The organism is Rufibacter sp. JT20002 (genome assembly GCF_056491185.1).
The window spans coordinates 697,341-720,353 of the sequence record NZ_JBSZJY010000002.1; the positions used below are offsets into that span (position 1 = coordinate 697,341).

Annotated in this window: 18 protein-coding genes; 8 read left to right on the plus strand and 10 right to left on the minus strand. The window is 46.8% G+C overall.

All coding sequences use genetic code 11. From position 1 onward, the window contains the following. Positions 1-78: 78 nt before the first annotated feature. Positions 79-699 (minus strand): protein-L-isoaspartate(D-aspartate) O-methyltransferase, encoded by a 621-nt coding sequence (locus ACW9SV_RS12410; RefSeq protein ID WP_479557085.1) that lies wholly within the window; start codon positions 697-699, stop codon positions 79-81. Between the two features lie 210 nt (positions 700-909). Between ACW9SV_RS12410 and ACW9SV_RS12415 the strand changes: the two genes are divergently transcribed. Both ACW9SV_RS12415 and ACW9SV_RS12420 read left to right on the plus strand, forming a co-directional pair. After that, positions 910-2,316, plus strand: a complete 1,407-nt coding sequence (locus ACW9SV_RS12415) for a sugar transferase (RefSeq protein WP_479557086.1) — start codon at positions 910-912, stop codon at positions 2,314-2,316. Positions 2,317-2,422: 106 nt separating this feature from the next. After that, complete coding sequence (locus ACW9SV_RS12420; protein WP_479557087.1) at positions 2,423-3,010, plus strand: riboflavin synthase; 588 nt, start codon at positions 2,423-2,425, stop codon at positions 3,008-3,010. 60 nt (positions 3,011-3,070) lie between these two features. Here ACW9SV_RS12420 and ACW9SV_RS12425 read toward each other — a convergent pair whose 3' ends face one another. Both ACW9SV_RS12425 and hemF read right to left on the minus strand, forming a co-directional pair. Further along, positions 3,071-3,643, minus strand: coding sequence for a phosphatase PAP2 family protein (locus ACW9SV_RS12425; protein ID WP_479557088.1), 573 nt, complete (start codon positions 3,641-3,643; stop codon positions 3,071-3,073). Positions 3,644-3,645: 2 nt separating this feature from the next. Beyond that, positions 3,646-4,542 (minus strand): oxygen-dependent coproporphyrinogen oxidase, encoded by an 897-nt coding sequence (hemF, locus tag ACW9SV_RS12430; protein WP_479557089.1) that lies wholly within the window; start codon positions 4,540-4,542, stop codon positions 3,646-3,648. A 128-nt stretch (positions 4,543-4,670) separates the two neighbouring features. On the opposite strand from hemF, the gene ACW9SV_RS12435 reads away from it, so the two are divergent. Then, positions 4,671-6,752: an alpha-ketoacid dehydrogenase subunit alpha/beta gene (locus ACW9SV_RS12435; protein ID WP_479557090.1), complete on the plus strand. Its 2,082-nt coding sequence runs from the start codon at positions 4,671-4,673 to the stop codon at positions 6,750-6,752. Between the two features lie 197 nt (positions 6,753-6,949). Here the strand turns inward: ACW9SV_RS12435 and tamL are convergent, their stop codons facing one another. After that, complete coding sequence (gene tamL, locus ACW9SV_RS12440) at positions 6,950-9,400, minus strand: translocation and assembly module lipoprotein TamL (protein ID WP_479557091.1); 2,451 nt, start codon at positions 9,398-9,400, stop codon at positions 6,950-6,952. A gap of 13 nt (positions 9,401-9,413) precedes the next feature. Here tamL and ACW9SV_RS12445 point away from each other — a divergent pair, with 13 nt between their 5' ends. Next, positions 9,414-10,160, plus strand: coding sequence for a TrmH family RNA methyltransferase (locus ACW9SV_RS12445; protein ID WP_479557092.1), 747 nt, complete (start codon positions 9,414-9,416; stop codon positions 10,158-10,160). Positions 10,161-10,309: 149 nt separating this feature from the next. Here ACW9SV_RS12445 and ACW9SV_RS12450 read toward each other — a convergent pair whose 3' ends face one another. The 3 genes from ACW9SV_RS12450 to ACW9SV_RS12460 are packed head-to-tail and all read right to left on the minus strand — an operon-like array spanning position 10,310 to position 12,891. After that, positions 10,310-11,452 (minus strand): outer membrane beta-barrel protein, encoded by a 1,143-nt coding sequence (locus tag ACW9SV_RS12450; RefSeq protein WP_479557093.1) that lies wholly within the window; start codon positions 11,450-11,452, stop codon positions 10,310-10,312. Between the two features lie 14 nt (positions 11,453-11,466). Next, complete coding sequence (locus ACW9SV_RS12455; RefSeq protein WP_479557094.1) at positions 11,467-12,339, minus strand: hypothetical protein; 873 nt, start codon at positions 12,337-12,339, stop codon at positions 11,467-11,469. A gap of 12 nt (positions 12,340-12,351) precedes the next feature. Beyond that, positions 12,352-12,891 carry an RNA polymerase sigma factor gene (locus ACW9SV_RS12460; RefSeq protein ID WP_479557095.1) on the minus strand — a complete coding sequence of 180 codons (540 nt, stop codon included), beginning with the start codon at positions 12,889-12,891 and terminating at the stop codon, positions 12,352-12,354. A 321-nt stretch (positions 12,892-13,212) separates the two neighbouring features. Between ACW9SV_RS12460 and ACW9SV_RS12465 the strand changes: the two genes are divergently transcribed. Further along, positions 13,213-13,605: a rhodanese-like domain-containing protein gene (locus ACW9SV_RS12465; RefSeq protein ID WP_479557096.1), complete on the plus strand. Its 393-nt coding sequence runs from the start codon at positions 13,213-13,215 to the stop codon at positions 13,603-13,605. A gap of 114 nt (positions 13,606-13,719) precedes the next feature. On the opposite strand, the gene ACW9SV_RS12470 is transcribed toward ACW9SV_RS12465, so the two are convergent. After that, positions 13,720-14,079, minus strand: coding sequence for a CoA-binding protein (locus ACW9SV_RS12470; protein WP_479557097.1), 360 nt, complete (start codon positions 14,077-14,079; stop codon positions 13,720-13,722). 71 nt (positions 14,080-14,150) lie between these two features. After that, a complete protein-coding gene (locus ACW9SV_RS12475; RefSeq protein ID WP_479557098.1) occupies positions 14,151-15,728 on the minus strand; it encodes an NAD(P)/FAD-dependent oxidoreductase in 1,578 nt (525 codons plus the stop codon). A gap of 634 nt (positions 15,729-16,362) precedes the next feature. Between ACW9SV_RS12475 and ACW9SV_RS12480 the strand changes: the two genes are divergently transcribed. From ACW9SV_RS12480 to ACW9SV_RS12490, 3 genes are all read left to right on the plus strand, one after another. Further along, positions 16,363-19,506, plus strand: coding sequence for a SusC/RagA family TonB-linked outer membrane protein (locus ACW9SV_RS12480; RefSeq protein ID WP_479557099.1), 3,144 nt, complete (start codon positions 16,363-16,365; stop codon positions 19,504-19,506). A 20-nt stretch (positions 19,507-19,526) separates the two neighbouring features. Continuing rightward, the gene (locus ACW9SV_RS12485) at positions 19,527-21,002 is read left to right on the plus strand and encodes a RagB/SusD family nutrient uptake outer membrane protein (RefSeq protein ID WP_479557100.1); all 1,476 of its coding nucleotides are present in this window, start codon (positions 19,527-19,529) and stop codon (positions 21,000-21,002) included. Positions 21,003-21,433: 431 nt separating this feature from the next. After that, positions 21,434-21,847 (plus strand): T9SS type A sorting domain-containing protein, encoded by a 414-nt coding sequence (locus ACW9SV_RS12490; RefSeq protein ID WP_479557101.1) that lies wholly within the window; start codon positions 21,434-21,436, stop codon positions 21,845-21,847. Positions 21,848-22,009: 162 nt separating this feature from the next. Here the strand turns inward: ACW9SV_RS12490 and ACW9SV_RS12495 are convergent, their stop codons facing one another. Continuing rightward, positions 22,010-22,978: a tryptophan 2,3-dioxygenase family protein gene (locus ACW9SV_RS12495; RefSeq protein ID WP_479557102.1), complete on the minus strand. Its 969-nt coding sequence runs from the start codon at positions 22,976-22,978 to the stop codon at positions 22,010-22,012. Positions 22,979-23,013: the final 35 nt, after the last annotated feature.

Below are 23,013 nucleotides of genomic sequence, written 5' to 3' on the forward strand. Positions count from 1 at the left end.
ACTTTTTTGCCTGACCTGGCTTAGGATTCCTTTAGTTGTTTAGGAGGTACTATTTGTAAAATAGCTTAAAACCAACTTCTATTTCCAGCCTTGTTTTCCTAAAAGGGGCACAAACTTGAAGTTGTCAAACTCTTCTTTGGTGAATTCCTCTTCGCCCACCCGAGTGATGCGGAGCATCCTTTGAAGTCCCGTGTCACCAACCGGGATGACCAGTTTGCCCCCTAAGGTAAGTTGGCGCAGAAGGGTCTTTGGGATGATGGGGGCACCCGCCGTCACTAGAATTTTATTAAAAGGCGCATGTTGAGGCAATCCTTCAGACCCATCACCCAGAAAGGTGTAAGGAGCAAGCCCCATCAGCTTAAACTGCTTGTTTGCCTTATGGAACAGAACCTCATTGTATTCAATGGTATATACATAAGGGGTGAGCTGCAGCAAGATGCTGCATTGGTACCCCGATCCTGTGCCTACCTCCAGCACTTTGTCGGTAGGGTGTACTTTCAATAACTCTGTCTGGTATGCTACCGTGTACGGCTGTGAAATCGTTTGCCCTTCGCCAATAGGGAAAGCTTTGTCTTGGTAGGCTTGTTCCAGAAAAGCTTTTTCAAAGAAAAAGTGCCTTGGTACCTGGTCCATCGCCTGCAGTACCCGTTCGTCTTTGATCCCTTTTTTCTGAACAATACGCACCAGACTTTTGCGCATTCCTTTATGTCGGTAACTGTCTATGAGCATAGATGAGGCAGGTATAGAACTTATATACGTTTTAAGAGGAATTCTGAAGGAACCCAGTCGCGAAAATAACAAATAGGGTTACAATGCTACCAATTTTAATTTTTTCCCTGTTTTTGGAATTTGGTGTAGTTTTGTGATAGAATGGAGCCTACCCCTGATGTTCCGTTTTCCTAACCATCCATGCAGTTAACCCGCAACCATCATCTTTATAAAGTAATTCTTGGAGATTTTCTGGCAGCCTTCCTGGCATGGTCTGTCTTTTATCTTTCAAACAATTATGCCTTTGTTGACCTATCAGATTTCCTGAACGTAAGCTTCCTGACTCGGTCTTTTATCATTGCTTCTTTCTGGGTGATTTTGTATGCCTTGCTGGGCAGGTACCGTGACATTTTCCGGCTTTCCAGGTTCAGAGAAGTGATGCTGCTGGCCGGGGTCTCTTTAGGTGGCGCCGTAGCAATCTATCTTGCCTTTCTTCTGGAAGACTCCAAAATGGCCAGGTACCAGGTGTATTTTGAGGCCATCGGCATTTATTTCCTGCTACATTTTTCCTTTTCTGTTTTCATCAAGATTTATGTCTTAAGTCACCTGAAAAAACTGGTGTATAATGGACAGGTGTACTTCCATACAGTGGTGGTGGGTTCCAGCAGCAATGCCCGGGAAGTGTATGATGAACTGAAAAGCAACAACCGCCACCTTGGCTTTAAAATTTTAGGGTTTGTGCAAAGCCAACCTTCGCAGCCCCATTCCTTCCAGGAACATATCCCATCTTTAGGTGCCTTTCACAAACTACCTGAAGTGATCAGGGAGCATCAAGTGCAAGAAGTAATCATTGCCATTGAACCCTCAGAACACCGCCTGATTGAGCAGATTCTTAGCTCTTTAGAAGGAGAGGATGTACGGGTCAGCATCTTACCAGATGTGTACCAGATCTTGCTGGGTTCGGTTAAAGTGGCGCATTTGTTTGGGACACCTTTAATAGAAGTCAAGCGTGACTTAATGCCTGTGTGGCAACAACTGCTTAAAAGACTTTTTGACCTTACGGCAGCTATCTTGGTTCTGGTTCTGTTGTCGCCACTGTACGCGTTGCTGGCTGTTTTGGTGAAGACCTCTTCTCCTGGCCCTGTTTTCTTCAGGCAGGAGCGCATCGGTCAGCACGGCAAACCCTTCAATATTCTCAAATTCCGAAGCATGTACCTGGATGCCGAAAAATCAGGACCGGCTTTATCCTCTGACGATGACCCCAGGGTAACCAAACTGGGCCGCTTTATGAGAAAGGTAAGGTTAGACGAACTTCCGCAGTTTTATAATGTATTGATAGGGGAAATGAGTTTGGTAGGCCCTCGCCCCGAACGACAATATTTTATTGACCTGATCACGCAACACGCCCCGCATTACAAACACTTGCACCGCGTAAGGCCAGGAATCACGTCTTTGGGTCAGGTTAAGTTCGGTTATGCCCAAAACGTGCAGGAAATGGTGAGGCGCCTAAAATACGACATCCTCTACATTGAAAACATGTCCTTGGTGATGGATTTCAGGGTATTGCTTTACACTATTAAGATTATCATCCAGGGAAGAGGAAAATAAGAAAGGTGCTTATTAGAAGGAATATAACTTCCAGTAAGCATATTGGAGATTCAGCACGTTATACATTATTAGCCAACCGACCCGTTCATTTATAAGCAAAGATAAAATGTTCACAGGAATCATAGAAGCACAGGCAGAAGTAGTTGGTATCAGAGATGAACAAACGAACCGCCATTTTACGCTTACCTGCCCTTTCACCCATGAACTGAAGATCGACCAAAGCGTGGCCCATAACGGCGTATGCCTTACGGTGGTTGGCTTGGAAGAAAATACCTATACAGTCACCGCTATCGCGGAAACTCTTTCCAGAACCAACTTGGGACAATTGAAACAGGGTGATACCGTCAACCTGGAGCGATGCCTTTTGGCCAACAGCCGCTACGATGGGCACATTGTACAGGGGCACGTAGACCAGGTAGGCATTTGCGAGGAAGTGAAAGACCAGGGGGGCAGCTGGCTGTTCAGGTTTTCCTACCAGCCGCAGGCCGCCGGGAACGTGACGGTAGAGAAAGGGTCCATCTGCGTGAATGGCATCAGCCTTACCGTAGTGGAGTCAGGGGAGAACTTCTTTTCAGTGGCAATTATCCCGTACACCTATGAGTTTACCAACTTGCACGCAGTGAAGCCAGGAGACCAGGTGAACCTGGAGTTTGACATCATCGGAAAATACGTGGCTCGACTCCTACAGAAATAACCTTTCTTTTCGGGCCTGGTTTTAGGAAATCAGACCCGAAAAGGAATTCTAGCTTTCGCTTTATTTTTGCCAGAAAGAAAAGCGATCTGAGGCCTTTTTGAAGAAAAACATGCCCAACCAGGCAGTGGCAATGCCAATTAAAGCGCCGCCGGTGATGTCTCCGGGATAATGAACTCCTAAATAAACCCGGCTGTAGGAAATGGCCACAGCCCAAAGGACCAACAAAAACTTAAAAACCCGTTGGTTTTTAGGTAGTAGCAGGATTACGAAAATGGCTACGGCAAACGCATTAGCCGCATGTGAGGAAACAAACCCGTATTGGCCGCCGCACCCATCAATTGCGTTCACGGTAGTTCCCAGCACCTGGTCATGGCAAGGCCGGAGGCGACCTACGGTTGGTTTCAGGATTCCGGAGGAGATGAAATCGGCCAATCCCACGCTTGCCCCTAAGGAAAGCACCATAAGCCAGCCTTTCCGCTTATAGAAGTAAATAAAAAGCCCAACCAACACTCCGTAAAAAGGAAACCAGACATACTTATTGGAAATCAGAACCATAACGGCATCCCAGAAAGGAGAATGGTGCCTGTTCAGTTCTAAGAAAAGAGCCTGGTCTAATGCTATGATTTCGTCCATAGTTAAGAGAGGCTAACCCAGTCAATGTCTTTCTTAAAGCAAGCCAAGGCTTCGGCCTCGGCAGTTCCTGCTTCTGGTACATGGCTGTAGTGCCAGCTGGCTAGGGGAGGAAGGCTCATCAAGATAGATTCGGTGCGTCCATTGGTTTCCAGGCCGAACTTAGTGCCACGGTCATTCACCAGGTTAAACTCTACATATCGGCCCCGGCGGATCAACTGCCATTCTTTTTCCTGTTCGGTAAAAGGCAGGTCTTTGTTCTCGTTTACAATGGCGGTGTAGGTGGGGGCAAAGGTATCGGCTACGGCCTGCACAAACGAGAAACGCTCCTCTAAAGATATTTCTGTGTTAGGCGTAAGCCGGTCAAAGAAGATGCCGCCCACGCCTCTGGTTTCCTCGCGGTGCGGGATATAGAAATAGTCATCGGCCCACTTCTTGAACTCTGGGTAATACAAAGGGTGGAAGCGCTCACAGGTGTTTTTGAGTTGCTGATGGAAAAACCGCACCTGGCCTTTGTTGACGTAAATAGGCGTCAGGTCAATGCCGCCGCCAAACCAGGCCTCTCCGTTACCGGCTTCAAAGTACCGGACGTTCATGTGGGTAATAGGCACGTGGGGGTTTCTGGGATGAATCACCACCGATACACCTGTGGCAAAGAAATGCGGATCCGGCAAGTGGAGCGCCGCAGCGGCTTTAGGTGGAAGGACTCCTTCTACGGCCGAGAAGTTGACGCCGCCTTTTTCAAAAACCGCCCCGTCCTGGATTACCCTCGCCGCGCCGCCGCCGCCGCCGGGCCGTTCCCACTGGTCTTCCCGGAAGCGGGCAACCCCGTCACAGGTCTCCAAGTCTAAACAGAGGCGTTCCTGAAATGACTTAAACCATTTTTGTATCGTATCTCTCATGGTACTTCAAATATCTGTTTTGGCGACGTTCTGGCAAAAGTAGGCGATAAATAGGAGAGACCCATATTTTACTCATTTTGCTTTCTTCGGGATAAGCAGTACTTTAGAAAACGAACAAATGTTAGCTTATGAATCAGACTTCTGTTGAAGCCTCCGCCCAAGTGGAACTTGATCTTCTTGTCAAAGCCTACCGCCTGATGCTCACCGCAAAAGCACTCGCTGACACCTATGAAGAAAATAAGGCCATTTGCAGCAAATATGTCCATAGCACCTCCCGCGGCCACGAAGCCATACAATTGGCCACGGCTTTCCATTTAACAGAGAAAGACTTTCTATCGGTTTACTACCGTGACGAGTCTATTTTATTAGGCTTGGGCTTGTCTCCCTATGAGCTCATGCTTCAACTCATGGCAAAGAAAGACGATCCCTTTAGTGGCGGCAGAACCTATTATGGTCACCCATCGCTCAGGAGAAAAGGGTTTCCGATTATCCCGCACCAAAGCTCCGCCACGGGCATGCAGGCGATTCCGGCCACGGGTATGGCCCATGCTTTGTCTTACCTGGAGTCACAGAAACTATCAGATTCCTGGCAGGGCCGCGTGGTGGTTTGCTCCTTAGGCGATGGTTCGGTGACCGAGGGCGAAGTGGCCGAGGCTTTCCAGATGGCCGTTTTGAAAAAGCTTCCTATCATCTACCTGGTGCAGGACAATGACTGGGGTATTTCGGCCAAAGGCACGGAGATGCGCGCCATGGATGCCTACGAATATGCCGCCGGATTTAAAGGCCTGGAAAGGTTACGTGTTGACGGGGCAGATTTTATAGACTCGTACACCGGCATGACCGAAGCGTTCAGGATTGCGCGCCAGGAGCGTCGCCCGGTCTTGGTGCATGCCAAATGTCCTTTGTTGGGCCACCACACCTCAGGCGTGAGAAGAGAATGGTACCGGGGAGATAACCTGTCGGAGCATAGTTTGCTAGATCCGCTACCTAAACTAGGAACGTACCTGCTGGAGCAAGGCATCTCCGCCGATGAATTGATTTCCATCGCTCAGGAAATAAAGCAGGAGGTACAGGCGCAATATGAAAAAGCCTTGGCTGCCCCTAACCCAGAACCCGAAACGTTTGACCAACATGAGTTTGCCCCAACGCCCGTGGTGGCAGAAACCGGTGAGCGTGCCCCAGCTAATGCCGAGAAGACGACCATGGTAGATGCGGCGCTCCATGCCGTAGATGATATTCTGAAACAATATCCAGAAGCTTTATTTTACGGCCAGGATGTAGGAGGCGAGCTAGGAGGAGTTTTCAGGGAAGCTGCCTTGCTAGCTAAGAAGTACGGTGATGCCCGGGTTTTCAATACGCCCATTCAGGAAGCCTACATTGTGGGTTCTACCGCCGGGATGTCAGCGGTTGGGGCTAAACCCATTGTGGAGATCCAGTTTGCCGATTACATCTGGCCCGGTATAAACCAATTGGTGGAAGAACTCTCCAAAAGCTGTTACCTGAGCATGGGCAAGTTCCCGATCCAGTCGTTAATCAGGGTTCCCATTGGGGCTTACGGCGGAGGCGGTCCTTACCACTCAGGAAGCATTGAATCCACCCTGTTGAACATACGGGGAATTAAAGTAGTGTACCCCAGCAATGCCGCTGACATGAAAGGCCTGATGAAAGCCGCTTTCCTGGACCCTAACCCGGTAATTATGCTTGAGCACAAGGGGTTGTACTGGTCTAAGGTACCTGGAACAGAGGATGCCAAAACCACAGAACCTGCGGCAGATTACATCCTTCCTTTGGGCAAAGCAAACGTGGTACAACAGGCCTCAGAAGAGCAGGTCCGCCTGGGAAATAGCCTCACCGTCATTACCTACGGCATGGGGGTTTATTGGACAAAATCGGCTAGTAAACAGTTAAACGGTTCCGTTGAAATCTTAGACTTAAGAACCTTGAATCCATTGGATTATGACGCTGTAGAGGCCTCAGTGAAACGCCACGGGAAAGTACTGGTCTTGACCGAAGAGCCTCTACTGAATTCCTTTGCTGAGTCATTGGCTGGCCGGATAAGCAGAACTTGCTTCAAGCACTTGGATGCGCCGGTTTTCACTTTTGGCGCTGAGAACCTCCCGGCCGTTCCCCTAAATGTGGAGTTAGAGAAAATGATGTTACCAAACGCCGATAAGGTATTAGCAGCCTTGCAGGAGTTACTAGAGTACTAAAATGAATTCTGTCTTTGGCAGTTACCTCAATCTTTTCAATCTTTGAGGTAATTATATTCTTTCCCTAGATACTGGAAGAAGCTTCAAAAGACTAAAAGCATTAAAAATAGCGGGCTTGGTTTAGAAGATGTTTCATGAAACACCCTTCTAAACCAAGCCCGCTATTTCGTTTCCAAGTACTTTTCTTAAAAGGATATTTAAAACGGATATCCTATCCCCAGGTTGAATGTGGTTTGGGTATTGTTCCCGAAGATCCGGTCAGACCTGAACTTGTTAATTATAAAACGGTTCCCCTGCGATAAAGCCGGGTCATAAACCTTGGTGGCAATATCAAACCGAAGAATAGCGAAAGTGAAATCCAACCTAACCCCAAAACCGGTACCCACGGCCAGTTCTTTGTAAAACCGGTTGAACTCGAACTTGGCGCCTGGCTGGGCCTCATACAAGACTGGGTTGGGGTTTGTATTCCGCTCGTTAAACAACCAGATATTACCGGCATCCACAAACAAGGCACCATTCACATTGGTACTGCCAAACCGGAACATCCTAAACCTGAATTCTGAGTTTAACTCCAGTAAAATCTCACCGGTTTGCTCAAACAGGTAATCGGTTTCGCCGGTTTCTTTGTTGATGAGGGCACTTGACCCCGGGCCTAAACGCCTTGGCAACCAGGCCCGCACACTGGATGAACCGCCCGCAAAAAAGTATTTGTCATAGGGAAGGGCTCTTGATTCGCCTAAAGGCTTTGCCACCCCGCCATTTGCCCGGTAAACAAAAGTCATGTTGTTGCCCAACGCGTGATACCGACGGTAGTCTACATTTAACTTAGCGAACCGATAGGTGTTCAAGTCCCGGAATTGCTCTGCTACGTAGTTCCAAAGCAAGCCACCCGTTTCCACAAAGATCCGCACCAACTTTGCATCGTTTGACTGGTTGTAATTGGCGGTGTTGTAGAGACTGGTAAAGTTGATGGAAGAAACAAAGGCATCTTTAAAGCTTTCGTTCAGGGGGTTACCCGATTGCTGTAAGGTATCCAGGTATTGCTGAAAAGTAGGGGCGATCCGGGGCGTACTGATCACGTTGATGTCCAGCGGCGAGAAGCTGAACTGATGGATGTTCAACCGCTGCCAGATATAATCAAACGAGAAGTCTAGGTTCGTACGTGTGTACTCGTTCCGGTCTACGTAGGTATATCCCGTGCTGAAACGGGTGCGGGGATTAAACCTGATCAAAACATCATTAGTCCGGAAAGGCACTAGAATCTGCGGGAAGGTTACGCCCATATCCGCTCCAATCTCCGTCCTTCGGCCTACGGTGGCTACGTTCCGTTGCAACTGTCCTTCAATACCGGCTCTTAACCCGATGTCAAAGATTTCGGCCCCTCCGAAGATGTTCCTGATCCTGAATCGCATACTGGCGTAAGGACCGGGCACCTGCTCGGTAAAAGTTCCGCCAATTTCGGTGGTTTCCTGAAACCGGGGGAGCAAGGCGGTGTTGATTTGGACATTTAATAATCCTTTGTGGGGATCTATGGCCGCCGAGTCTACCTTGTTGTAACTAATGGTAGTGTATTTAAACACATCAAGGTTACTGATGATCCGTTGGTTGTTCAGGGTTCTGGTGGCGGAGTAGTTCTGGCCTTTCCGCACAATGACTTTCCTTTGGAGAATGCGTGGTTTAATGTTGTGTTCGTATGCCAAGAAATGGATGTTATTTAGCTCCACCGTATCTCTGGAACGGCCAAACCTATTCAGGCCGGCGTCTGAGGTAAAGAAAACATCATTGATGGTGTACACCTTATGAAAGGTAGTATCAGAAGGGTTAGCTATCAAGGTGTTCAGCCTGACGGTATACTCCTCAAAACTGGTATCGGCCTCTACCGTGATAAACTGCTGGCGGAAGTCATAGAAACCATTATTTTTTAATAATTGCTCTATGCGAGTCCGCTCTTGGGTGAGCAACTCTTCATCAAAGTTCTGGTTTACCTTCACCAGGTTGGCCTCCTGATTTTCCTGCAGCAGGCGTAAGATGGTGGTGTCGCTTACCTGGTAGGCATGTTGCGAGATGATGTAGGGCTTGTCTTCCTGCACCTGTAGGGTCGCAAACACCTTTTTGTTTTTAACCTCGGTGCTGGCAGTAACCTTGTTCCGGAAAAAACCTTTTGAAGAAAGATAGATGCCCACCTGATCCACGGTTTGCACCAGTTTAAGCGAGTCAAAGATGGCAGGCGGCTCTCCCACGGTACGCATGAGCCAGTTTCCGTTTTCTTTCTTGTTCTGGAGTTTGGTAAGGTGGTTTTCTTTTTTCTCTATCAGCTTGTCTACCTTCACCGAGTCACTGCCGGCCCGCTGAATTTTGCGGTTGTGGTCGGCAGTTTCTTCCTCTATGTTCTTCTGGATGCGTTCTGGGTTGTAGAAGCGCTTTCCTAAGTAATAAAGATTCAGGTAAATAGGAGATCCTAAAACCCTACGGTTGGGTTTCTGCTGGTAAAGAGGCGTGATCGCTGATTTATTGGCTTGTTTAACTCCTTCCAGTTTTATTTTCCAGAGAAGTCGCTCATTATCGGCAAGATGGTGGGTAGGGGTGCAGCCCATGGATAGGCCCAGCATTGTGAATACCGCGCCGAATACGTAACATCGTAGCTTCAAACGTAGAAAGGTTATGATCTCAAAGGGGCTTTTGAAGTACATTAGGTCACTGCAAATAAAGAAATATCGGTTGCTTCACCAAGCATTCATGGTGGAAGGTGAAAAGAGTGTGGCAGAATTGCTGCAATCTGACTTTGAACTGGAAACGGTGTTTGCCACGCAAAAATTTTTACTCAAACATACCCATCTCCTGAAGAAAGGTTTTGAGGTGGTAGAGGTAGGCGAAGAGGAACTTGGCAAGGCCGGCTCCATGGAGTCTAATAACGCTGCCCTGGCCATTGCCAAGATGAAACCTGCCCTGGATTTCTCCTGGCAAGACCATCCGTTTGTGTTGGCCTTGGATGAAGTGCGGGACCCCGGAAACTTGGGCACCATCATCCGGATCGCCGATTGGTACGGCCTGAAATCCATCGTACTCTCAGAAACCTCGGCCGATTTCTACAACCAGAAGGTAATTGCCGCTACCATGGGGTCCTTCACCCGCATCATCCCGCACTACGTTGATTTAGCTTCCTTTTTAGAAAACCGGCCCCAATATGTACCTGTCTTTGGGGCAGCCCTGGAAGGCGAGAATGTGCACAGGTTAACCTTGCAGCCCCATGGTGTTCTTGTCATGGGCAATGAGTCGCACGGTATCAGGCCCCAGATCATGCAGCAGGTTACCCAGCCCTTGCATATCCCTGGCAGAGGCGGGGCCGAATCCTTAAACGTGGGCACGGCGACCGCCATCCTGCTTGACAACTTTTTCCGCAATGTCTGAGCTTTGCCTCAAAACTACAGCTTAAACAAAGCCAAATGGTTTTGGAGGCGTTTTGTTGATAAAAGGCTAAAGCTATTTTGTTAAGAGCCTACATAAAACAAAGGAGGAGCCGTTACGCTCCTCCTTTGTTTACCTAATTATAAATAGTATTAGAACTTCAGGATTCTTACTCCCGCGGCTATGGCGTTAGCCTTAGGACCTTTGTTTTCTTCAAACATTTCGTTCAGGTTATACTTCACGAAGAACTCCAGGCTTCTGATTCCTACAAAACCTGAGACACCATATTGAAAGTCATTCAGGAAGTAATCGTCTTTTACTTTGCTCTTGAAGTTATCTCCATTTTGTGAATACTTCACTTTGGAGTGGCTGCTCAGCATGTAGCCTACAAAACCTCCGCCACCAATCTTAAAGGCTGTCTTTCCTTTTTTGTTTTTAAAATCAAAGCCAAGCTCCAGGGGTACGTTCAAGGAAGTAGTGGCCAGTTTGCTTTTCTCCAGGTTGATGCTTGAAAGGCTCACAAAATCAGTTCGCTCACCGTTGTTCTGGATGCTGATGTTGTCATCAAACATGTAGTTGTGGAAGTCAACGGTAAAGCCGGTGATTAGGCGCAACGGGCTTTCTACTCCACCCAAACGGTAATGCCATTTGCTGTTCAGGCTGATGTAGCGGGAGGCCAAGGGTCGTAATTTAATGTCCTGCACCATGCTGCCTGCCAACTCTTCTTTGTTTAACCAGTTTGATACACCCAGGTCTACCTGGAAATCAAACTCATTTTTAGGATGGCGGTTTTTGTACCGTTCTTCGTTTCTCTTTCTTGCTTCGGTGGAATCTTCAGCCCCTACATTCACCTTAACTTTGGTAGAGTTGGTTTCCTCGTTGTGGTCAATGTCAATACCTACTTTGTCGGTAATCCGGATGCGGTTCTTCTCTTTAATAGTAACTTCGGTTCCTTCAGGGCCGTGCTGGGTGATGGTGATGTTCACGTCATCAGCAGTGTTGGCTGTTGATTTGTCAATCGTAACGGTTACCTCGTCGCCTTTTTTACCGGCGGCCTCAATCTGGTCGGCGTATTTTTCCAGGAGGAGCATGATAGAATCAATGCGCTCGTTTTTTAGATTTTTCAGGTCCTTCACATCTTTCACTACAACCAGCAACCGGGCTTCATTTTTGAGCTTCAAAATGAGCGTATCTTGGATTGCAGCCGGTTTAAGGCTTTTTGAACTGGCGTGAGAAGGCAAGGCGATAGCTGCAGCCATCATGATGGCCGTAAGCAGGGCATACATACGTTTCATTGAAATTGGAATTTTTAGAGTTCTATAGTCTTTGTGATTTTTTTGTTGCCTATGCGGGTTTCTAAGGCGTACGTGTGTTTGGTGATACCTAATTCTGAAAGATTCACTTTCTCACCGTCTTTGAGGTTCTTCACTTGTTTCAGGATGCCTTTCAGAACGCGTCCTGAGTTGGGTTGCTCAACCTCTTGCGGTGTGTCCGTTTCTTTAGTAGATGCCTGGGCGAGGGTGGAGGTTGCCTGAGCATTATCTAATTTTACAATTATTTCCAAAGAGCCGCCTTCCACGGTGTTCTTGGTAGCTTCCTGTACTTTCACCGGGTTGGTTACGGCCATCATTACTGGTTCCTGCGTGGCCGTTGGTGCTTTAGGTGTTATCTCTTTGGTAACTAGTTCTCTGGAGGCCGGGCGTGTACCTTCTTTACCAGTAAGAGCCTTAGTTGCTTCTTTCATTTCTACTGAGGCTAAGGCCTGATTTTGTTCAGCAGCTTGAGCCGGAGCAGTAGGGTAGTTGTACACGTTTTCTTCTGTAGACTTAGATGGGGATGCTTCCTGGGCAGGAGTGTTCTTTTGTACTGGTGTTTTCTCACCATTCTGCACGGTAGCCACAGTTCCAGAAGGCTGAAGTGGATCAATGTTCTCGCGGTTTACCCAAAGGCCTACACTCAGTAGCATGGTCACTGCCGCCGCCGCCGAGTAGTACCACATCCTGATGGTCCCACGTTCTTCTTTCTGCTCCGTAGCAACTGGAATCATGAAAGGGTTTGGGGTTTCCTGCTGGGCATTCTCCTTCATGCGGGCTTGCATCCGTTCCCAAACATCATTCCCTGGCGCTACAGGTCTGTTCTGAAGCTTATCTCTGAATAATTTATCTAAATCTTCTGCGCTCATGTCTTTGTCTGTTTAGAGGGCGATCATTACTCCTTGCTGGGCCAACATTCGTTGCAACATAGCCCGTGCTTTACTTAACTGCGATTTGGAAGTACCTTCACTTATATTGAGCATTTCCGAAATCTCTTTATGCGAGTAGCCTTCAATGGCATATAAGTTGAAGACAGCCCGGTAACCGGCCGGAAGTTCTAGGAGAAGCTCCATCATTTCTTCAGCGCTCATTTCACTTTCTGCCGAAGCATCTTCTGAGGCCAGGTAATTATGCTCCTTTTCAATGGCCAAGTGCATAGGCTCCTGCTTGCGTAAGTGCTGCAGGGCCTCGTTTACCATAATGCGGCGCACCCAACCTTCAAAACTTCCTTTTTGCTCAAACCTACCAACGTTCTGGTACACTTTCATGAACCCGTTGATCAAGACCTCCTCGGCATCCATTTCATTCTTGAGGTACCGCAGGCAAACCCCCATCATGGGGCCGGCGTAGCGGTCGTACAAGAGTCGCTGGGCTTTGGCATCGCCTTTTTGCAGTGCTAGTACCAGATCAGTCTCATTCACGGGTTGTAGTAGTTTAAGCTATAATTTTTGCCTGTTTGTAATGATAGATGCACCACCTCTAAAATCGGTTGCCTGAGGTTCAGAAAAATTTTAAGTAAATATAAGAAGTTGCGAATATGATCATAGTAAACGGGCTAAATTGTTGTTTTAAAGCCTTGTTTATCAATGACAAAAGTAACTCACCGTATTTTATCTTTTCTCTGATATCTCAAAAGAAAAGAGAAATAAAGAAAGAGAGAACCCTAGAAGAAGTGGTTACTGAACCCAAGCAGGGTTACAACAGTTGTAGCATTGATGAGACAAACTTCCCATCTTTAAATTATGAGAACTATACTACTTGCTTTCGCTTTGTTTTGCGCGCAGCCCTTATGGGCTCAGGATAAACCAACCTCCACTTTGCAGGCTTCTGAATACAAGGAGGTGAGCAAAAAAGAAAAAGGGGTTCTGGTAGACGTGCGCACCCCGGAAGAATATAACGCCGGGCACCTGGCCAAAGCGGTTAACTCAGATTTCAGGGGAGGTCAGTTCAGTCAGGAATTCGCCGGGTGGGACAAACAAAAAACGTACTACCTGTATTGTGCCTCTGGTAACCGTAGTGGGCAGGCACTGAAACTAATGCAGGAAGCAGGTTTCACCAACGTCTACAATATAGGGGGCTACAAAGACCTGAAAGCTGCCGGGTTGAAGATCAAAGAAAAGCAGCCTAAAAAGTAAAGAGAAGAGGATAGAGTTTTAAGGTTTACCTTTTATGATGTAAACCAAAGAAGGGCTTTGGGGCTGTTTATCATTAAACAGCCTCAAAGCCCTTTTTTGGTTTACGTAGTATACTTAATAATTCCCTACAGAAAGCATCACCAGCGTACAGGCATGTAAGGTTTTTATATTCTGCTCCTGAGCCTTTTTCTCCAGTTCAAAGTTTTCAGTGCCCGGGTTGAAGATAATCCGTTTCGGTTTTAAAGAGAGAATATACTCATACCAACTAGGTTGGTTTTGCGGTCCCACGTACAAGGTTACCGTATCTACTTCGCCAATGGAAGGCTTTTCCGTTTCGATGGGCAAACCGGCTACCTCTCCACGTTTAATCCCCACGGGCACCACTTCATGCCCAGAGCGTTTCAACTGGTGAACTGCTCTATAACTGTAGCGTGCTGGGTTATCAGAAGCGCCAATAACAACTGTCTTTTTCATCTTTTTACCTTTTTAAGTAAAAGCAGGCTTGAAACACCTGTACGTATTTATACTCCTAATCTGGGGGCAGGTTAACCCCGCACCAATAAAGCTACCTGCTCGGCGCATCTTTCTCCGTCCATGGCGGCAGACACAATACCTCCAGCGTACCCAGCCCCCTCCGCGCAAGGGAACAAATTCTCAATCTGTGGATGCTGCAGAGTTTCTTTGTCCCTGGGAATGCGCACCGGCGAAGAGGTTCTGCTTTCCACACCTACGATCTGGGCATCATTTGTCAGGTAACCCCGCATTTTATACCCGAATTCCTGAAAACCGCCCCGAAGCCGCTGTCCGATCATAGGAGGCAATACGTCCAGCATGTCTACAGAAGCTAAACCAGGCTGATACGAGGTGTCTAACAGAGAGGAGGAAACCTTTCCCTTCACAAAGTCATGCAGACGTTGAGCCGGAGCTACCTGAGTTCCTCCAGCCGCTCCGCAGGCATTTTGCTCTAACGCTTGCTGCAACCGAAGCCCAGCCAAAGCGCCATGTTGTTTAAGGTCCATGTCCTCCAAGTTCACGGCTACCACAATGCCGGAGTTGGCATACTTAGAATCACGTCGGCTTGGGGACATACCATTAACTACTACCTCACCAGGAGCCGTAGCCGCCGGAACAATAAATCCGCCGGGGCACATACAGAAGGAGAATACCCCGCGTTCCTGGCCTTTATACGCTACCTGGTGCACTAGGGAATAAGAAGCCGCCGGCAGGTGAAGGCCACGGTCACCGTTGCAGTGGTACTGGATACCGTCAATCAGGCTTTGCTGGTGTTCAACCCGCACACCCATGGCAAAAGGCTTGGCTTCAATCAGGATATTACGGGCGTGCAGCAGTTCATAGATGTCACGGGCTGAGTGGCCTGTCGCCAAAATCAACGCTTCTCCTTCTAAAGAAGAACCATCGGCGGTAAGGACCCCCTTCATCTGGTTCCGCTCCAGGATGAAATCTGTTACCCGGGTGTTGAAGTGAATTTCCCCACCGGCCTTCAGAACTGTCTCCCGCATTTGGGCAATCAGGACCGGGAGTTTGTTTGTCCCGATGTGCGGGTGGGCATCAAAAAGTATATCGGTTGTGGCCCCGTGCTGCACCATGATTTGCAGAATGCGCTGCACATCGCCCCGCTTCTTAGAACGGGTGTAGAGTTTACCGTCTGAGTAGGTACCTGCACCTCCTTCGCCAAAGCAGTAATTAGAGTCGGGGTTCACCACGTGCTCTTTGTTGATAGCCGCCAAATCACGTCGGCGGCTGCGCACGTCTTTTCCGCGCTCCACCACCACTGGTTTCAAACCAAGTTCAATGCAACGCAGGGCGGCAAACAAACCGGCAGGCCCAGCCCCTACAATCAAAACACGTTTTGCATCAAGCTTTACCTCAGGGTAATGGTAAGTAGGCAACAGGGTAGAAAGATCAGGTGCCTGGGTGTACACATCTGCCCGCACTTTCACCTGCACCTTGCGGCCCCTGGCATCTATGGATCGTTTTATCTTATGAATGAAAGCAGCATCAGAAGGAGTACTAATACCGGCTTGTTGCAAAAGCTCACGCTCCAGAAGGGCAGGGTCATAGGCCACCTCGGGTGCCAGGACCAAGTCAAGTTCTTTTTTCATTTGAGTTGTAAGGTAGTTAACCTTAAAGTTTAATCAAGTTAGACCCTCTTTGCTAGAAGGGGCACAAAGATAGGCACTCTTCCTGAACCAAAATAAGAGAAGGAAAATTCGTTGGTACCCTACTTATTTAAAACAAGCATAGAACTGGAGAAGCCCAATAGAAAGGAGCCTACGATAGGGTAATCTTTTACTAAAAGGGCTTAATTATCTATAGGACAGGAGGTGAAAAGAAGGTTTTTACGCCCTTCATGCTGTTTATTTATATGAATAAATTTAGAAGTATTAAATAAAATAAAGATTCTTTAAAAAAAGAAAAGTACATAAACTAAAAAAAGCAAATGGTTCGTTTTCTTTGCAGCCCAGATTTTTCTGGATTTGGATAATTTAAGAAAGAAAGGAGGGAGAAGAGAGGAGTAATACAAAAGAAGCATCTTTGAATACATCATCTAAAATCGCTTTCACCAGTTTAAAGGCAAACTGGCACAGACAAACACTCAAGTTCCTAGGTAAGCGTTGAAAAATAGGAGCCATATTTTTTTCGAGCGGAAATCAGACAACTTGCACTATCTGAATCTATTACAAACTAACAGCAGCAGATAGGCATTTTTCCAGCTCTTTACACTCAAAAACTTAAATGAAGAAAGTTATATTTTTCAGCTTCGTTTTGTTGCTGTCGCTGGTTAGCCATGCGTGGGCACAAAGTCGAACTATTAAAGGAAAAGTAACCGATGCAAAAACAGGCGAGGGAATGCCTGGGGTTACTGTTCAGCTTAAAGGAAGCACTACTGCTGCTCCTACTGGTGTTACAGGTGATTATGAGATCGCAGTGCCTTCAGCAGAAGGAACCTTGGTTTTCACGTTTATCGGGTACACCAACAAAGAAGTAGCCATTGGAGGCCAAACAACCATCAACGTTGCTTTAGCAGAGGATAACACCCAACTAGGCGAAGTATTGGTGGTGGCGTATGGTACTGCTGAAGAGAAATCATATACTGGATCTGTAAGCGCGGTTAAATCGGAAGCCATTGAGAAAATGCAGGCTAATGATGTAACCAAAGCTCTTTCGGGTTTGGCGCCAGGTATTCAGGTTACTTCTACTAGCGGACAACCTGGTACAACTAGCAATGTACGCATACGGGGCGTTGGTTCTGTGAATGCAGCCAGTTCTCCCTTATACGTGGTAGATGGTGCACCTTACTCAGGTGACATTAATGCCATTAACCCGCATGATATTGAATCTATGACCGTGTTGAAGGACGCAACAGCGGCTTCTTTGTACGGATCACGTGCGGCCAACGGTGTGATTGTAATCACAACCAAAGGCGGATCTGCTCCTAAAGCACCAACCATCTCTTTTGGCGCTACAGTGGGTGTTTCTGACTTTGCAGTAGCCGATTACAAAACTGTTAATGCCAGCCAAATGTATGAGTTGACATGGGAAGCATTGCGAAACGATGCTCGTTCTGATGTGAAACTGTGGGAAGGGAAATTCGCTTCTCCGGAAGAGTATGCTTCCAAAACAGTTGTTACACGGTTGGCTGGTGCCGGCAACGGACAGCAGTATAACCCCTTCAACAATGCTAACGGCGTTACTGATCCAGAGCCAGTAGGCTTAGATGGTAAAATCAAACCAGGACTTACCCCTGCTTGGGATGAAGACTGGAGAGATGCTTTATATAGAAAAGCTATCCGTCAGGAATATGACTTAAGCGTTCAAGGTGGTACTGAAAAAGGCAACTACTACTTTTCAGGAAACTACCTGGATCAGGAAGGTGCTTTCATCACTTCTGGTTTTAAGCGTTACTCTAGCCGCTTAAGATTGAACTCTCAGATAAGAGATAACATTAAAGTTGGGTTAAGCGCCAACATTTCTTATACAGATCAGAATGCACCAACCTCTAGCGGTACTTCTTTCCGTAACGTGGTGTCTTGGGGACGTAACATTTCTAGCATTTACCCAATCTATAGAAGAAAGAACGCCGACGGTTCTCCATTCACCGGTCCGCAGGAATTTGACTATAATACAGCCCGTCCTTATGGCGCTAATAGCAATCCAGTGGGTACTACGGTGCTGGACATTATTCAAGGGAGTAACTTGACTTGGGGTTGGAATGGTTTTGCTGAAATTTCTTTCTTAAAAGACTTCAAATACAGAACTACACTGGCCTTGAACGGGGACAACTACCGTGGAGAGACGTTCTACAACCCTAATTTTGGGGATGCCTCCGGTACCATCCGTGGACGGGGTACCCAATCAAGGAACTCTTACACCGAGTACACATTTAACCACATCCTTAGCTGGAACAAAACATTTGGGGTACACACCCTAGACGCTTTGGGTGGTTTTGAGGTGTTCAACCTTTCTTCTAACTCAGTATCTACCCAAAAGACTGGCTTTATTCCTGTAGAGGGTATGACCCAGCTAGACAACGCTGCTACTATTGTGAGCTCAAGCTCTCAAAAAGACAGACGTGCGTTGCAAAGCTTCCTGGGTCAGGTGAACTACGGCTTGGCTGATAAGTACTATTTGTCTGCTTCCTTCCGCCGTGATGGTTCCACCCGTTTTTACGGTGATCAGCAATGGGGTAACTTCTATTCTGTTGGCGCTTCTTGGAGACTGACAGAAGAAGACTTCATGAAAAGCCTGTTGTGGGTGAACAATGCCAAGCTACGTGCAAGCTATGGTACTTCAGGTAACGAGAACCTTTCCTCTTACTACGCTTACAGAGGTCTTTATAACACAAGCTATCCAGACTTATCAGCTCCTGGTATGATTGTGTCTACCTTGGAGAACAAATTATTGACTTGGGAAAAACAGGCCATCTTTAACGTTGGTTTAGATGCAACCCTTTTCAAGAAGATTGATGTGTCATTAGATTATTATGACAGAGAGTCAAAAGACCTTCTTCTAGACAGACCAATGCCACCTTCTTTAGGATTTGTTAGAATTGCTGACAATTTAGGCTCTATGCGCAACAGAGGTTTTGAAGCTAATATTACAGCTCATATTGTTGATAATGACAACTTTGGGTGGTCTGCAAACCTTAATGCTGCTCATAACACTAATGAGTTTACTAGCTTGCCGCAAGAAACTATCCTATCTGGGACCAAGCAGTTCAAAGTAGGTCAGTCTATCTATGATTTCTACATTGAAGACTTTGCCGGGGTTGATCCGGCTACTGGTCTGAGCATGTGGTACTATGACGTGAAAAACGCAGAAGGTGTGGTAGAGAGAAAAACTACTTCTGACTACTCTAAGGCAACTCGTTATTATGTAGGTAATGCGCTACCAAAAGTAACAGGAGGTTTCTCCAACAACCTTCGCTACAAAGGTTTTGATCTTGGGGTGTTGTTCAACTATAGTCTCGGCGGTAAAATCCTGAACACAGATTATAGTGGACTTATGAGCGGTGGCGCATCTGCCGGGACAAATTGGAACGTTGATATTCTGGACAGATGGCAAAAGGCAGGTGACATCACCGATGTTCCGCGCCTTGGAACCGGTCAGTCACTAAACGCTAATGCTCGTTCTTCCCGCTTCCTGACTGATGCCTCTTACCTGCGCATGCGTAACATCACTCTTGGATACACGCTTCCTGTTTCTGTGCAAGAGCGTCTAAGAATGAAAGGTTTGAGAGTTTTTGTGCAAGGCGACAACCTGGTAACCTGGTCTAAAGGTTTAGAAGGTATGGATCCAGAGCAATCTATTGATGGTTTGACCAACAACAGCTTCCCAGCCATGAAAACTTACTCAGTTGGGGTTCGTGCTTCTTTCTAATTTTGAAATTAACGCAATAGATGAAAATCAATAAAGTAAAAATATATACCGTCCTTCTGGGTGCCTCTCTAAGTTTGGGGGCATGCCAAGATGACTTCTTGGAAACTCTTCCTTCTAATGCGGTATCGTTTGACCAAGCCTTCAGTTCGCCTGCCGCGGTGGAGGCAGCGCTAACGGGAACTTACCGATTGATGCGGGACGCCGTAGTCAATTCTGGGTCTGGAACATCCACCGATAGCTATGGTGTCCCTCAATTCAATCTTACTTGGGATGTGATGGGACAAGACATTATGGCTAATACAAACTGGTTTGTTTACCAATATGAGTTGGATAACAAATTACCAACTTACAGAGGTACCTACACTTTGTGGGCTACTAACTACGGTGTCATTACCAATGCCAACTATATTATTGCTAAATCTGCTACTGTTCCCGGCATTTCTGAAAGTCAGAGTGCAGCGTTTGTGGCTGAGGCAAGAGCGTTAAGGGCATTTGGTTACTTCAACCTGGCAAGAACTTACCAACACACGTACTTGAAAGATCCGCAAGCATTAGCGGTTCCTTTGGTTCTGGAACCTACCACAGAGCAATCTAAGGGCCAACCAAGAGAAACGCTTGAGAAGGTATATGCCCAAATTGTGGAAGATTTAACCATTGCCGAGCGTGATCTGACTACCGCAAGACCAGCAAAAAGCCGCATCAATAAAAATGTAGCGCAAGGACTTCTAGCACGTGTTTACCTGGAAATGGGACAATGGGAGAAAGCCGCTGAGTTTGCAGCTAAAGCTCGTGATGGATATCCTTTGATGACTGCCACTGAATATAAGGCTGGCTTCAATGACTTTGGTAATAGAGAATGGATCTGGGGCTTGCCCCAATCAGCTGACCAACAAGTTGGTTTCGCTTCGTTCTTCTCCTTTATAGATGGTAGGTATACACTTGATTCCAAGGGAAACAGGACATATGTTCGAAGAGGGTATAACAACATCCGCGCAAACGACAAATTTGTGGAGTTGTTTGACTTAACAGATGCTCGCAGAGAGTTTCAGGAGGCAGCGGGTGTAACAAACTCTAACCGTTACACCATTACCAAATTCAAAGACTTGCCAGATTTGAGCGGTGACTTCGTGTTAATGCGTGCTGCAGAAATGTACTTAATTGAAGCCGAGGCGAAAGCCCGTTTAGGCCAAAATGAAGTAGCCCAACAGTTGGTGTATGAACTGCGTCAACAAAGGTTCACTCTGCCTACTATTCTTCTGAAACCAATCACAACAGGCGCAGCCCTAATAGATGAAATCTGGGTGGAAAGAAGAAAAGAGCTGTACGGCGAAGGTTTCGGTCTGATGGACATCAAACGATTGCAGAAACCTTTGGTACGTGAAGGCAACCACACTGCTGTGTTAGGAACTACTCCGGCTAACAGTGACTTGTTTATCTATCAGTTCCCACAATTGGAAATCAACAACAACCCTAACTTCGGGCCTCAGAACCCGTAAGGAGTTTCATAGGTTAAACATTGAAAAGGCTGCTCTTTTTAGGGCAGCCTTTTTGTTTTTGAAGGGATTTTCAGAAAGCACATCAAAAGTATTACATGACGGGTTCTGCACTATCTGTACCTCTTACAACCTTATTCTAGCAATACATGGCAAGCTGGTAAGGCCAATACCGTTTTGTACAAGTTGGATGAACCTTTTCAAACGCTCAGTAGGATGATTTCCCGGTTCAATCTAGTTTATCCTAGGGTTCGTCATGAACTACTTCTCTTCCCTTCTTTATCCTGCTACATTTATTTAAACAAAGATTAAGGATTTGGTAAGAAGTGTAAGGTAGGAAAGTAGTGAAGGCAGTAAAGCAAGTTCTTGGTTGAAAGTTTTTCAAAAGTTTTTACATCCATCAAATAGAATCATCTTCAACTTGATAAAACGTTATGACAACTTCTACTTTCAAAAACGGAATTGCCGCTGCTTGCCTAGTCTTCATGATGTTTCTTTCCCAAATGGCCTTTGCCACAGGAAGCATCTTCCTCACCAAGCCAGAGCTTGAACCAGCAATCATGGCAATTTCAACCGGCACACCCGAACTGGTAGTAAGTAGGTTGTTGAAGCTTTACCCTAATCCTAACGCTACAGAAGAAGTAAACATCAAGGGTTTCACCAAAAACACTACGGCTTCAATCCTGATCAAAAACGCCATTGGGTACGTTGTGATGGATGAAAAGCAATATACCGCTGATGACAGGGGAGACATCAACTTAAAAATTCAGTCTTTACAGCAAGGCCACTACTACATCAGTATCAAAGTGGACCGGGTGCAGGTTATCAAAAAGATGATCAAAATTTGAGAGTTACCTTTCATTGAAACAGGTAGTTAGGTCTAAAAACCTCAGGTGAAGGTTACTTCTTTTACAGAGATGTTTTATAGCTACTTTCTTAATAATAGGTGTAAAACAAAAGGGAGCGGAAGCTCCCCCTTTAAATCATATATGTACTGGGTTAGGAAAGGATTAATCTACTTCGCCCACTATGTTGTTGACCCAGCCTTTTCCCCAGTTGTCTTTCTCTTGTTGGGTCCAGATCTCGGGATAGAAGATACGCTTCTGGAACTTAGGAGGCAGGTATTTTTGCCAGTTGGTTCCTCCGGTGGCGGCAATGATCTCCGGGTCGCGCTGCAGGTACCGTACCGCTGATTTATAGTGCATCAAGGGCCAGTTTACATTGACGTTACTGTCCAGTTCTTTGAGGTGATTCAGGAGTTTTTGGTTTTGCTGCTCTTCTGGTGAAAGCCGCCTGAAAACGGACCACACATTTTTATGTTGAAATTGGCGGGCGTGTTGCATCAGTTCATCTGCGTATTTCTCCTCAAACTGCAGCAGGGTAAGGGTCTTGGCGCCGGTCGCAGCCTCGGTGGCGCCTTCTTTCCAGTAGATACAGCCAAACATTTCTTCGTGGGTACTCTGTTGTCCCAGGGCTTCACGCTTGGCTTTGTCGGTGAGGTTTTTCAGTTCTGTGGAGCAAATCTCTATTTTCCGGTACTGCACCGACTGAAAACCACTAGCGGGCATGAGGGCCATCCGGAACTTCAAAAACTCCTTCGGGTCCATTCCGTCCACCATCACATCAAAAGAATCAATTAGGTTCTCGAAGTAGCGGTTGATGCGGCCAATACGGGTGATAAGCATCTGGGCGGTAGGGGTAGGTTCATCCCCAATTTGTCTGTACTCATGCAGGCAGAGTTTAAAGTAGAGTTCGGTTACCTGGTGGTACATGATAAAAATTTCCTCATCGGGGATCTTGGTGCGGGGCGTCTGTAAGCTTAAAAGGGTGTCTAAGTGAATGTAATCCCAGTAGTTCAGGAAGTCTGAGTACAGAAGTCCCTCCAGGTAAGAGGCCAGGTCCTGGCCCAGCGGACTGTATTTCTGCTGAAGGCGCTCCAGCAGTTCCAAAACCTGGGGGGAGAAGGTGGGGTTGGGCATATATTATTTTCTGAATGTTGTAATTATCTTTCTTT